Raw genomic sequence first — 12,631 nt, forward strand, 5'->3', positions numbered from 1 at the left:
CCAGATCGGGAGGCTTGGCCGGTTTCTTTTCATATAAAGCTGTTTCAGTCATTTACTTCATCTTACTCAAATCGGAACAGGTCGCTGGAAAGGTATCTTTCCCCGGTATCACAGACGATGAAGACGACAACATCTTCCGGTGTGAGCCTTTTGGCGACTTCAATGGCCGCAAAGCAGGCTGCCCCTGAGGAAGGGCCGACAAGGATACCTTCCTCCCTGGCGAGCCTCCTTGTAGTGTCATAAGCTTCTTCGTCCTTGATCTGGTGGATTTCATCGTAAACATCCTGATTAAGGATTTCAGGGATAAAGCCGGGGCTGGTACCGACAAGCTTATGCTTCCCTGGCTTCCCTCCTGAAAGGACTGGAGAGCCCTTCGGTTCGACAACGTGGACCTCAAGACCCGGATATTTCTCTTTCAGCACCTCTCCGGTTCCGGTGATCGTTCCGCCTGTGCCTGCAGTTGCGACGAAAGCAGACAGGGGCTTTCCAATCTGTTCCATCCCATCAATGATTTCAAGTGCGGTTGATGTTCTGTGGGCATCAGGGTTTGCTTCGTTATCAAACTGCATCGGGACAAAGCTGTCCGGGATTTCCTCTGCAAGCTCCAGCGCTTTTTTGATCGATCCCGGCATCTTTTCATCACCCGGTGTGAGGACCACTTCCGCCCCATACGCTTTCAGCAGATTGATCCGTTCGAGGGTCATTGTGTCAGGCATGACAAGGATGGCCTTATAGCCGCGTGCTGCTGCATTCATCGCAAGGCCGATCCCCGTATTCCCGCTTGTAGGCTCAATGATGGTCGAGCCCTCTTTCAGCCTTCCTTCTTCCTCTGCTTTAATGATCATATTAAAAGCTGCCCGATCTTTGACGCTTTTGCTCGGGTTGTAAAATTCGAGCTTAGCATAAATGGCTGCCCCATTCTCTGGAGCCAGCCTGTTCAGCTTCACGAGCGGCGTGTCGCCAATCAAGTCAGACAGGTTATCTACAACCTTCATAAAACTCTTCCTTTCCAAAAATAATAATAAAGCTATTTTGCATTCCTTCAGCAAATCTCATGCAAAAGGAGGGGAACTAAATGATTTTCTTTTTATACTGTGCCCCATAATCATACCTAAAAGGAGGGAAGGCTATCAAATCTTAAGGATTATCCGGCAGCTTTTTGTTCCCGGAAGTACAAATTTTGTTAAAATAAATAGAAATGTCATGGAAAGGGCGTTTTAGGGATGCAAACACATTATTTTTTTGCTGTACGGCTGCCTGATGATGCTAAAGAAAGACTGAAGCAGAAATGCGGAGCGGCAGCAGAAATGCTTGAATTTCAGAAATGGGTCCATTATCTGGATTATCATATTACTCTGGCCTTCCTTGGCAATGCAGGGAAGGACAAGCTGCAGCATGCAGCAGGCCTTGTCAGGAAAGCGCTACGGGAAGAAGAGGCCTTCAGCCTTTCCACCTCAAAGTTCGGTGTCTTCGGAAAGCCGGATCAGCCAAGGATCTTTTGGGCGGACACAGCTGCCGGGCCCAGGCTTGCCGAGGTAAGGCAGAAAGTATTTGATGCCTGTACAGAAGCAGGCTTTCAGCTGGAAACCCGGCCTTTTAAGCCGCATATCACTCTGGCAAGGAAGTGGGCAGGCAGCAGCCCTTTTGACCCGGCCCTTTTGGAAAATGAATCTTTTTTAACAGAAAGAATCTCATTTCCTGCCGCAGAAGTGGTTTTATATCAGACGCATATGGATAGAAGTCCTAAATACGAAGCAATCGAGGTTTATACACTGAAATAAAATACAAGGAAACAAGGAAGGCAGAGGGAATGGGACAGTTAATAAAGCTACAGGATTATATTTCACGCTATGAACAGGATATCTTTTTATATCCTTCCAGATATGTCCGATTGAAAAAGCAGCGGTGGAGTCAGCTTTTGGACGCATGGGAAAAAAACGATGGGCGGTTTTTCGGCCCTGAACCGGGAGAAGCAGCAGATGATTGGAAGCTGGAAGAAAAGCAGCCCCTGTCAGAGAGGATCAAGGGAATATTCAGCATGAAAAGGAAGCCGGAGGAGCCTGAACAGCTGCCGGTTCCAGAAAAGGAAGTGGAAGAGAAGCTCGAATTTGATCCTCAGTTTGCCTCAAGGCCGGATACGGCAGACGAATTGAAGCAGCAATTCCTGGATCAGCTTTTTAAATTTCAAATGAAGTGGGCGAGCTCGACCATCATGGAAAAATCATTTGTTCAAAGATCTTTTTTCTATAATCCCGAGCTCCGCTTCCTCCTTCAGCGTTTTCCGGACACCTATCTGCTCCTTTATAAGCCTGTATTCCGTTTGAAAAAAGCGCCTGTGGAGGCAGAATCGGTCTTTATTACGCCGACTGGGGCATATTGCCTTTCCTTTATGGAAGAAGATGAGCAGGCTGTTTTCATCGGTTCCAAGGAGCATTTCTGGTTAAAAAGGACAGGAAAGGAAGAAAAGAAAATACTGAATCCGCTCATCGCCCTGGACCGGACAGAAAAAATTGTAAAGAGCATTTTTCAAATGTATGAAATCGATTTCCCGGTACATAAAGTATTAGTAAGCCGGAAAGGCTATTTTGATTATCCGAATGTGCCATATGGGGTGGAGCTGATTGAGAAGCGGGGATTCGAGGAATGGTTTGAAGCTATGAGGAATAACACATCCCCCATCAAGCATATCCAGCTTAAAAGCGCGCAGATCCTCCTGCAATATTGCCAGACAACCTGTGTGAAACGTCCGGAATGGGGAGAATCGGAATAAGGCTGCCAAAAAATATATGCCCGGGCAGCTTTCTAAAGGTTTTGTTAGTGTTTTATGAGGAATTCTGGCTCATTCGTGTAAAACGCTGTTTAGCCAGCCTTAAAAAATGCCCTGGGCAAGGTTTGGGGCAGCCTGTATTACAGGTAATAAGGAAGTACTCGGAGGATAGCCGAGAAGAGAAGCGGAGTGAGACGATGATCACAGTGGAACGGATGTACCATGCGTATCTTGATGAATTGAATATCATTGCCATCCTGCTTCCCCGTTCTTATTACAATGGCAGCTGTTCTGAATTTGCTCTTTCAGGCCTGGATGGGAAGAAGGAGCTAATTATTAAAGAACGGCAGGAACTGGAAGAGGAGATTAAATATATTTGCACCTTTGAAGGTGATCTGGATCTCGGAACAACCTGCTGGATTCATGATGAACATGGGGGGAAGACAGACCTTCAGATCGGATCTGTTATCCGGACAGAGGCATTTGATGAGAAATATTATTATGGAGGGAGCCTCGGGTGCTTTTATACAGAAGAACAGACGCTGTTCAAGCTATGGGCCCCTACTGCCACTCAAGCCAGGCTGTCGATAGAGGATCCCGGGAAGGGAATTACGGAATATGCGATGGAAAGAGGGGATTATGGGGTCTGGTCCTATTGTGCCGAGGGAGATCTTGAGCTTCATGCCTATTCTTATAAGGTATGCATCGATCTTGAGTGGCGGGAGGCTGCAGACCCATATGCTGCCGCACTTACGGCCAATGGGGAGAAAGCCGTCGTTGCAAGTCCCGGGAAAATAAAGATATCTGAACATGAGCTTCCGCAGCTGGAACATGATACAGATGCGGTCATATACGAAACCCATATCAGGGACTTTACCATCCATCCCGGGAGCGGTGCGGATAAAAAAGGCACATACCGGGGCGCGGCAGAGCTGGGTACAAAGGGGCCTGACGGCTGTTCGACCGGCCTTTCCTATGTGAAGGAGCTTGGGGCAACTCATATCGAATTTCTCCCATTCCATGATTTTGCTGGGGTGGATGAGCTTGGGGAAAAGTCGGATTATAACTGGGGCTATAACCCGCTCCACTTCAACGCGCCTGATGGCAGCTATTCCGAGGACCCGGAAAACCCGTATTTGCGGATCCGCGAATTGAAGGACTTGATTTCAGCTGTCCATTCTCAGGGGCTGCGGGTCATAATGGACGCTGTGTACAACCATGTTTATATCAGGGAAACATCCGATTTTGAAAAGCTTGTACCCGGCTATTACTTCCGGCATGATGAGTTCGGGATGCCTTCAAACGGAACCGGGGTAGGCAATGACTTTGCCTCTGAGAGGAGAATGGCGGGAAAGTTCATCATCGATTCCGTAAAGTTCTGGCTGCATGAATATAAAATTGACGGTCTGCGCTTTGATCTGATGGGAATCCTGGATGTCGGGACGATGAAAGAGGTCAGGAAAGCTGCAGATGAAGCCGGCAGGCATATCCTCGTCATCGGAGAGGGGTGGGACCTTAACACTCCTCTCCCGCAGGAACAGAAGGCCAATCTGCGCAACCAGGCCAAGCTCGAGAGGATCGGCCAGTTCAATGACTGGTTCAGGGATTCTATTAAGGGAAGCACATTCAATATGTATGATAAAGGCTATGCACTCGGAAATACACATTACCGCGAGGATGCGAAACAGGTTCTTGCCGGAAGCATCGGAATGGGCAAAAAGGCACTCTTCCGTTCACCTGGGCAGTCTGTGAACTATGCCGAATCGCATGATAACCATACACTATGGGATAAGCTTGGCGCATGTTTCCCTGAAGAGGGAGAGGAATTCAAGCAGAAGCACCACCGGCTTGCGACGGCAATGGTCATCCTTGCACAGGGGATCCCTTTCCTTCACAGCGGACAGGAATTTTTCAGGACAAAAAACGGGGACGGCAACAGCTATCGGTCGCCAAATGAGATCAACTGGCTTGATTGGGAGCGCCGCCTTCACTATCAGGATAATGTGAATTATATAAAAGGGCTGATTGACATAAGGAAAAAAATCAAAGCTTTCCGCTTTCACAGCACAGACCTGGTCAGGAAGCATATGCAGTTCATCCAGGCAGAAGAACCGATGATTGCATTCGAGCTGCAGGATATCAGGGAATTCGGGGGCTATGATTCCATCAGGGTATGCTTCAATCCTTCCTGGGAGGAGCGGACGCTCACTGCAGAAGGAGAATGGGAAGTTTTGGCGGACGGAGACGCGGCGGGTGCAGAACCGGTGAATACTGTGAACTCGGGGGCTGTAAGAATTGCCCCATGCAGCCTGCTGATCCTTGCCAGAAGGTGAAAGGAGCTGCCCTTTTGCACGCCCGGGGCTGATTCGGGATCAAACCATTAAAATTAAAAAGAAATCATTATAATAAAATACTGTTTTTATCTCTGATTGACTTGACTAGAAAACACGCTAAGAGATAAAATTTATAAGATAGCTATTGCAGGACATTTGCTTCAATAGCTTTTTTTTATTTTACTTTGCTTTTTTATACAAAAGTCCTTTAATCAATTAGCGGCGGAATGGACAGGGAGCAGACTTTGCTTTCTTGTGCAGACACGCATATATAAAGGGGAGACTGCAGAAGGACTGGCTGAGATGCGGGCCTTGCACCTTCCTTATTCGCATTTAATTTGCAGAAAAACATTGTAGGTGAACAATTTTGGAACATTTATTTGGACAAGATTGGGAGATAGTTCCTGCCGGAGGAGCGACAGGTGAAGCATTTTTTGCCCAGCATGAAGAGCAGCAATTATTCTTGAAGCGGAATTCTTCGCCATTTCTCGCTGTTTTGTCAGCAGAAGGAATTGTTCCAAAGCTTGTGTGGACAAAAAGGCTTGAAAATGGGGATGTTATAACAGCCCAGCAATGGCTTGCCGGAAGGGAATTGAAGCCGGGGGATATGGAAGATGAACGGGTAGCCAGGCTTCTCAAGAAAATCCATGACTCCAGGCCCCTCCTTGGGATGCTCAGCAGGCTGGGAAAGTCCCCGCTGAAGCCAGAAGCCATACTGAACGCGGTCACAGAAGAGCTGGATGAAGAAATCAGCAGACTGGATGCTGTCAGGAAGGCCCTCGGGTTCCTTGAAGAAGAGAAGGGGAATATCTGCTGTGAAGATATGGTCGTCTGCCATTGCGACGTCAATCATAACAACTGGCTGCTCACAGAGAACGACCAGCTGTATCTGATTGATTGGGATGGAGCGATGATTGCCGATCCCGCCATTGATCTCGGGATGCTCTTATACTGGTACATCCCCCGCGAAAAGTGGAATTCCTGGCTGGAGCGGTATGGCATGGAATTGACACCCTCCCTTGCCCTTCGCATGAAATGGTATGTGGCTGCCCAGACTCTGACTTCGATTCAATGGCATAAAAGCAAGGGAAGATATGAAGAAATGGATAGGTGGATCCAGTTCCTCAAGGAGCTTGACCTGGGCTAGGAAAGCTGGTCAATGCTCTCTACCCACTGGGAGAGCTCCTGCTGGTGCAGCTCTATATGGCCGTCGAGATTGGAAGAGCCTGCGCCATTTTGACTGTAGCTGTAAATCTGCTCCAGCACTGTCCTGACCTCCTGGCCAATATTTGCGTTGACCATGAGGGATTTCACCAAACGCTCCAATTGTTCACACTCTGAAACCGATCCGCAGCAGTCTGTCTGATGACTGCTTAATATATCCCTCAGCAGGGTTAATTGATCCGTATGGCACAGCGGCATATGATTCAGCATCCTTTCTATTTGTACATGAATGGGATTGAGGGCTCCAACAAAAAAAGGAATTCACATTTATCTTGTGAATTCCTTTTTTTTATTATTCATAGCTTATCGTTTATGCATGGTTGACAGGCTTGCCAATATAAAGTCTCTGCCTCTTTGATCTGACTTTCTGTGTCCATTTTCTGTTTCTAAGCTTCTCATAAGGGTAGACAGTCACACTGTAGCCAAGGAACATAATGCCTATAACTAAAAGGACGGCTATTTCCAATCCTGTCTCAATCAATTTTCTCATGCTAATTCAGCTCCTTTTTATGCCTGGAGGAAAAGCCTGCCAGGCGGCGTTTTTCCCGTTCGCGTACACTCTTAAAACCTTAACAAAACATCCCATAAATGAAAAACGCATTCTCGTGTGATATATAGGAGATATTTCCGGTATCATAAGATGAACACGCTTTAACAGACAGTGCCCTTACATATGCGGCCATATGCTCCCCGATCCTTCCTGAACGAGGGTTGCATCGATTGGGAAGGCATGGTATTGTTTGAACGATATTATTATTTAGGGGTGTCCTCATGAGACAAAGAAACAAGCCTTGGGCTAAAGATAAATTAATGCAGCATCCGCAATATGTCATACTGGAGCCGGATCAGCATAAAGGAAAATGGGCTGAAGTATTTGGGGCAGACCAGCCTCTCCATATTGAGATAGGTACAGGGAAAGGCCGGTTCATCACCGGGATGGCTAAGGCCAATCCTCATATCAACTATATCGGAATAGAATTGGCAGAAAGCGTCATCGTTACTGCTCTTGATAAGCTTATCGAAGAAGAACTTCCCAATCTGAAGCTGATGAATGCCAATGCCAAAAACCTGGCAGAGTATTTTAATAAAGGGGACGTAGACAGGGTTTATCTTAATTTCTCAGACCCTTGGCCAAAGACCCGGCATGAAAAAAGAAGGCTCACATTCAAAAGCTTTCTTGATGTCTACAAAAGCATCCTTGTGGATCAAGGGGAAATCCATTTCAAGACTGACAACCAGGGACTGTTCGAATATTCACTGACAAGCTTCTCCGAATACGGACTCCTCCTCACCTACGTCAGCCTCGACCTTCACAACAGCGGCTATGAAGGCAATATCATGACCGAATACGAAGAAAAATTCTCCGGCAGAGGCAGCAGAATCTACCGCTCTGAAGTGAGATATCAATAAAATTGCAGAAAGCTGCTCGCGGGCGGCTTTGGTATAGACAAAAGGAGTACGGATATTTCGTACTCCTTCTTTGGTTATGTTTTTTAGGATTTACTGTGAAAGGCCACAACAATTGTTCATTTGTTTAGCTTTTTAAATGGGCTGTTAATTTCCGTTCCAGGCACTTCGCTTTCCGCGGGGCGACGCTGAGCCTCCTCTTCGCTACGCTCATGCGGGGTCTCAGCCTTGCCGCTACTTCCCGCAGGAGTCTGCGTGCCTTCCACTCCAATTAACAGGTTCAATAACCTTGGGAATGCAACTAAGTTTTTTAAAGATAAAACCAAAAATCTTCCTAATTTCAATACATTTCAATAATTCTGTTGTATCTTATTTTATGCTGAGCAAATATTCCACCAACTCCCCTCTTAATGATAAACTAACAAGTATACATACAATCTGCTGAAAAGGGAGTGCGCAAATGGAAACCTTAAAATTAAAAACAGTCAAGCTCACGTGGCTCAACGGCGGGGTCACACATCTGGATGGCGGCGCCATGTTCGGCGTTGTGCCAAAGGCACTGTGGGAAAAGAAATATCCCTGCAATGAAAAAAACCAGATCGAGCTAAGGACAGATCCAATCCTTGTGGAAGCTAACGGGAAAAAGATGCTCATAGAAACAGGCATCGGTTCCGGCAAGCTTAACGAAAAGCAAAAGCGGAACTACGGAGTGACAGAAGAATCCAGCCTTGAAAAATCCCTCGGGGAGCTTAACCTTGGCCCGGAGGATATCGATTATGTACTGATGACCCATCTGCATTTTGACCATGCATGCGGCCTTACCAGGCTTGAAGGGGAAGAATTTGTATCTGTATTCCCAAATGCCAGGATCATTGTATCGGAAACCGAATGGGAAGAGATGCGCAATCCGAACATCCGGTCCAGGAATACATACTGGAAAGAGAACTGGAGCGGGATAGAGGGCCAGGTAGTCACATTTAAAGATGAATGGAGCTTCGGCCCAGTGAGAATGGTCCACACAGGCGGTCACAGTGATGGGCATTCCATTATTCTCATCGAGGAAGAAGGGGAAACAATCGTTCATATGGCTGACATCATGCCGACTCATGCCCACCAGAATGTTCTGTGGGTGCTTGCTTTTGACGATTATCCGATGGACTCAATCGCTGCAAAGCAGAAGTGGCTTGAGTACGGAATCAGCAAGGATGCATGGTTCACGTTTTATCATGATGCCTATTACCGGGCGATAAAATGGGGCGGAGATAAACAGCTGAAGGAAGAGCTGAAACGAACCAGATAAAAAAAAGCATGTAAAAGGCCGGAGCAAAAGAATCCGGCCTTTTAATTCTCTAAGACAGCGGGTAGGCATCCAATATCGTTCCGGTGCGGCTGTCTGCGACAAATTCGTATTGTGATACCGCTCCGTCAGCAGTCCTTGAGATGCCGCCTTTATAGACATTATAGCTAAGACCGTGCTTTTCATAAGGCTCAGGCTGCATATGTATCCATGATCCGCTGATCGGGCCATTTTTCTTGAAAGCGGCTTTAGCCTGGTCAAGCGCTTTTTCTGGAGATACCACTGTTCTATCTGCCAATAATTCCTTTGCAGCCAAGCCGCCTGCTACTCCGACTCCAACACCAAGCAAAAATGATTTCCAGTTCATAGTCTGCCCCTCCGTCTTTTTCCTGCATTGTTGTTCTTACTCCATTCTACCAAATGTAACCGGATATATTAAAGTGATTCACTTAAAGTGATGAACATGGGAGCGCTTCCCGGGGCACGGTAAGAGGAAAAGGTGGTAAGAGGTATGAAAGTTCTGTAAAATAAATGTATACATAATAAGAAAGAGATAAAACCCATAAAAGGAGCAGGTACAATGAACAATAAAACATTGCAGCTTTTTAAAACACTGACAGAATTGCCGGGAGCGCCGGGAAATGAACATTTGGTCCGCAAGTTTATGCGTGAGCAGCTTGGCCAGTATGCAGATGAAGTGGTCCAGGACAAGCTTGGGGGAGTATTTGGAGTAAAAAGGGGAGATGAGGAAGGGCCGACTGTGATGGTAGCAGGCCATATGGATGAAGTTGGCTTCATGGTCACCTCCATTACCGATAACGGTATGATCCGCTTCCAGACCCTTGGCGGCTGGTGGAGCCAGGTTCTTCTTGCCCAGAGGGTGCAGATCATGACCAATAATGGGCCAGTCACAGGCGTAATTGGATCCATCCCTCCACACCTGCTGGATGAAGCCAAGCGCAGCAAGCCGATGGATATTAAAAATATGCTGATTGATATCGGTGCAGATGACCGTGCAGATGCAGAAAGGATCGGCATTAAGCCAGGCCAGCAGATCCTGCCGATTTGTCCGTTCACGCCAATGGCAAATGAAAAGAAAATCATGGCAAAGGCCTGGGATAACCGTTATGGATGCGGTCTCGCGGTTGAGCTTCTGGAAGAAATAAAAGACGAAAAACTGCCGAATATCCTTTATTCCGGTGCGACAGTCCAGGAAGAAGTCGGACTAAGAGGTGCGCAGACAGCCGCCAATATGATCAAGCCTGATATTTTCTTTGCACTGGATGCAAGCCCAGCAAATGATATGACAGGCGATAAAAGGGAATTCGGCCAGCTTGGGAAGGGCGCGCTGCTCCGCATTTTGGACCGCTCCATGGTTACGCACCGCGGCATGAGGGAATTTGTACTGGATACAGCTGAGAAGAATAATGTGCCTTACCAGTATTTTGTTTCCCAGGGCGGAACAGATGCAGGGCGTGTCCACACTTCAAATGAAGGAGTCCCAAGTGCGGTAGTCGGCATTTGCTCCCGTTATATCCATACCCACGCTTCCATTATCCATGTGGATGATTATGCGGCAGCGAAGGAGCTTCTGGTCAAGCTTGTTAAATCCTGCGACAAAACCACTGTCGCATCCATCCGCGAAAACGCGTAAAAACAACAGCCCGGAGGCAGCAGCAGTGCTGCCTCTTTTCAATGTGCCATTCAGGCAATATAGAAAGAAGCAATGAAAAAGGAGAACAGCTCTATGAAGATTATAATAGGTTCTAAAAACCCGGCGAAAATAGGTGCGGTGGAAGCTATTTTCAATGAAAGCGGCTTTAAAGTCATTCCTGTTGATGTACCTTCCGGTGTGAGCGACCAGCCTTTTACAGATGAGGAAACGATCAAAGGGGCTGTACAAAGAGCGGAACTGGCACTGAAAGAAGGAAGCGGGGATATAGGGATCGGCCTCGAAGGCGGGGTCCAGAACACAGCAGCAGGTTTGTTTCTCTGCAATTGGGGGGCGCTTGCCCAAAAAGGCAAAGAAACAATCGTCGCCGGCGGGGCCAGGATCCCCCTTCCGCAGGAGATTGCCGAAGAGCTGCTCGCAGGCCGTGAGCTTGGGCCTGTCATGGATGAATATGCCCAAAAAGAAAACATCCGGAAAAAAGAAGGCGCCATCGGTATTTTTACAAATGGCAGGGTCGACAGGGCAGAAATGTTTGCACATGTTGTCAGGCTGCTCGCCGGGCAGTTTGAGTACAGGAACAGGAAAAGGGAGAGGCTGTGAACCTCTCCCTTGCTTTGTTTTAAGCAAGCCGCCTCCGCATTTCAATTGTCCAGCTCCAGCGGCTAGAGCCTCCAGTCATAAGCCAATCAGGCTAAAAGGTTAAAGAACAACCTTTCATCCTGCTCGTCTTATGCTTGTCGGCTCTGGGCAAGCCGCCTCCGCATTTCAGTTTTCTTCAAAGACATATGAAAGAATCTTGATTGCCTGGTTCACGGTTTCAACAGTAGCGTTTGCTTTTTGTGAAAGCTCTTTAAGCGGGTGATGCAGTTTTTCAGGCCTGATCAGGATCAGCGGCTTTTTCAGTGCGGCGGCAGTGCTGGCATCCATGCTTGTGTTCCATTGCTTATACTGCTCACCGAACAGGGCGATGACCAGGTCGGATTTTTCCATCAGCAGCTGGGTCCGCAGATTGTTGATGCTTGAAGAAGCCTGGTCAAGATAAACAGGGCCCGGCTGCTCCCCAAGTATTTCTTCTCCGATCTTATCAGAGCGCTCATGGTTCTCCATTGGTCCGACAAAATGGACCGGAAGCTGAAGGGCTTTTGCTTTTTCCTTCAGCTCTCCCCTCCAGTCAGTATGAATCTCGCCTGCCAGATAAACTGTCAATTCCATCATATTTCCTCCTCTTTGGTAGATATCTTACATTTTACCACTTCTGTTAATAACAAACCGTCCACAGACTTGAAAAACCGGCAAAGGGGGTTGTCAGATAATTAAAAAGATGGTTATGATAGAAACGGACGATATTTTTTCCAGCAGGGAGGAAAATAGTATGAAAAAAATCAGCATCACCGCCTTGCTTATGATGTGCTCCATTCTGTTCCTGAGCGCCTGCTCTGCATCCTTCCAAGAGGAGCAGAAGGCAGCGAAGAGGGCAGCTGAGACAGCTTTCACCCAAAAGCCCAAGGATGCAAATAATAAAAATGAAGAGATAGACTATTATTTGCCTTTTGGCGTCGAGGTTGAAGAAGAAAGCCCAAACAATCTTATCTTAAAAAATGGAAGCAAAACATATATCCTGTTTTATAACCAGAATGAGGGCAAAGGCAGCAAGGTGGTTTATGAGTCTGCTAAACTTCAGAACGAAAGCTATGAGGTGGATGAAACCTTCCAATATGATGGAAGATTCGGGTTTATTCTTATTAAAAAGCTGGATGATGACAGAAGCGAATTGATTGTCGGAGCTGATGGGGTCAAGATTACAGCGGAAACAAAGACATCCAGCCTGAAAGCAGATGCTTCGATGATGATTGATATCGTCAACTCTGTCCAGATAAAATAAGGAACAAAAGCGCAAGCTCCACAATTTATAAATTCCATAACAACAAGCA

The 12,631-nt window shown here is 47.0% G+C and carries 15 protein-coding genes; 9 read left to right on the forward strand and 6 right to left on the reverse strand.

What is annotated here, in order from left to right:
- Positions 1 to 62: 62 nt before the first annotated feature.
- Complete coding sequence (gene cysK, locus LCM00_RS04465) at positions 63 to 995, reverse strand: cysteine synthase A (RefSeq protein ID WP_224898309.1); 933 nt, start codon at positions 993 to 995, stop codon at positions 63 to 65.
- Between the two features lie 228 nt (positions 996 to 1,223).
- On the opposite strand from cysK, the gene thpR reads away from it, so the two are divergent.
- The 4 genes from thpR to LCM00_RS04485 all read left to right on the forward strand — a co-directional run bounded on the left by thpR (position 1,224) and on the right by LCM00_RS04485 (position 6,247).
- Positions 1,224 to 1,781 (forward strand): RNA 2',3'-cyclic phosphodiesterase, encoded by a 558-nt coding sequence (thpR, locus tag LCM00_RS04470; protein WP_224898311.1) that lies wholly within the window; start codon positions 1,224 to 1,226, stop codon positions 1,779 to 1,781.
- A gap of 29 nt (positions 1,782 to 1,810) precedes the next feature.
- Positions 1,811 to 2,770, forward strand: a complete 960-nt coding sequence (locus LCM00_RS04475; RefSeq protein ID WP_224898313.1) for an NERD domain-containing protein — start codon at positions 1,811 to 1,813, stop codon at positions 2,768 to 2,770.
- A gap of 194 nt (positions 2,771 to 2,964) precedes the next feature.
- Complete coding sequence (pulA, locus tag LCM00_RS04480; protein WP_224898315.1) at positions 2,965 to 5,100, forward strand: type I pullulanase; 2,136 nt, start codon at positions 2,965 to 2,967, stop codon at positions 5,098 to 5,100.
- 367 nt (positions 5,101 to 5,467) lie between these two features.
- Positions 5,468 to 6,247, forward strand: coding sequence for a phosphotransferase family protein (locus tag LCM00_RS04485; RefSeq protein WP_224898317.1), 780 nt, complete (start codon positions 5,468 to 5,470; stop codon positions 6,245 to 6,247).
- Here LCM00_RS04485 and LCM00_RS04490 read toward each other — a convergent pair.
- On the reverse strand, positions 6,244 to 6,522 hold the full coding sequence (locus LCM00_RS04490) for a YtzH-like family protein (RefSeq protein ID WP_009795233.1): 279 nt from the start codon (positions 6,520 to 6,522) through the stop codon (positions 6,244 to 6,246). The genes LCM00_RS04485 and LCM00_RS04490 overlap by 4 nt on opposite strands.
- A gap of 112 nt (positions 6,523 to 6,634) precedes the next feature.
- The gene (locus LCM00_RS04495) at positions 6,635 to 6,814 is read right to left on the reverse strand and encodes a hypothetical protein (protein WP_224898319.1); all 180 of its coding nucleotides are present in this window, start codon (positions 6,812 to 6,814) and stop codon (positions 6,635 to 6,637) included.
- A 281-nt stretch (positions 6,815 to 7,095) separates the two neighbouring features.
- Between LCM00_RS04495 and trmB the strand changes: the two genes are divergently transcribed.
- Positions 7,096 to 7,734 carry a tRNA (guanosine(46)-N7)-methyltransferase TrmB gene (gene trmB, locus LCM00_RS04500; RefSeq protein ID WP_224898322.1) on the forward strand — a complete coding sequence of 213 codons (639 nt, stop codon included), beginning with the start codon at positions 7,096 to 7,098 and terminating at the stop codon, positions 7,732 to 7,734.
- Positions 7,735 to 7,850: 116 nt separating this feature from the next.
- Here the strand turns inward: trmB and LCM00_RS04505 are convergent, their stop codons facing one another.
- Complete coding sequence (locus tag LCM00_RS04505; RefSeq protein ID WP_224898324.1) at positions 7,851 to 8,075, reverse strand: hypothetical protein; 225 nt, start codon at positions 8,073 to 8,075, stop codon at positions 7,851 to 7,853.
- 116 nt (positions 8,076 to 8,191) lie between these two features.
- Here LCM00_RS04505 and LCM00_RS04510 point away from each other — a divergent pair, with 116 nt between their 5' ends.
- Positions 8,192 to 9,031 (forward strand): YtnP family quorum-quenching lactonase, encoded by an 840-nt coding sequence (locus tag LCM00_RS04510; RefSeq protein WP_224898326.1) that lies wholly within the window; start codon positions 8,192 to 8,194, stop codon positions 9,029 to 9,031.
- 49 nt (positions 9,032 to 9,080) lie between these two features.
- On the opposite strand, the gene LCM00_RS04515 is transcribed toward LCM00_RS04510, so the two are convergent.
- A complete protein-coding gene (locus LCM00_RS04515; protein ID WP_224898328.1) occupies positions 9,081 to 9,395 on the reverse strand; it encodes a PepSY domain-containing protein in 315 nt (104 codons plus the stop codon).
- 213 nt (positions 9,396 to 9,608) lie between these two features.
- On the opposite strand from LCM00_RS04515, the gene LCM00_RS04520 reads away from it, so the two are divergent.
- Both LCM00_RS04520 and LCM00_RS04525 read left to right on the forward strand, forming a co-directional pair.
- Complete coding sequence (locus tag LCM00_RS04520) at positions 9,609 to 10,682, forward strand: M42 family metallopeptidase (RefSeq protein ID WP_224898330.1); 1,074 nt, start codon at positions 9,609 to 9,611, stop codon at positions 10,680 to 10,682.
- A 93-nt stretch (positions 10,683 to 10,775) separates the two neighbouring features.
- Entirely contained in the window at positions 10,776 to 11,300 is a 525-nt protein-coding gene (locus LCM00_RS04525) for a DUF84 family protein (protein ID WP_224898333.1), read from the forward strand.
- 165 nt (positions 11,301 to 11,465) lie between these two features.
- Here the strand turns inward: LCM00_RS04525 and LCM00_RS04530 are convergent, their stop codons facing one another.
- Positions 11,466 to 11,912 (reverse strand): YtoQ family protein, encoded by a 447-nt coding sequence (locus tag LCM00_RS04530; protein WP_094766874.1) that lies wholly within the window; start codon positions 11,910 to 11,912, stop codon positions 11,466 to 11,468.
- Between the two features lie 160 nt (positions 11,913 to 12,072).
- Here LCM00_RS04530 and LCM00_RS04535 point away from each other — a divergent pair, with 160 nt between their 5' ends.
- The gene (locus LCM00_RS04535) at positions 12,073 to 12,582 is read left to right on the forward strand and encodes a hypothetical protein (RefSeq protein WP_224898335.1); all 510 of its coding nucleotides are present in this window, start codon (positions 12,073 to 12,075) and stop codon (positions 12,580 to 12,582) included.
- Positions 12,583 to 12,631: the final 49 nt, after the last annotated feature.

It is taken from the genome of Bacillus infantis, from assembly GCF_020171945.1.
Classification (GTDB): Bacteria; Bacillota; Bacilli; order Bacillales; family Cytobacillaceae; genus Bacillus_AB; species Bacillus_AB infantis_A.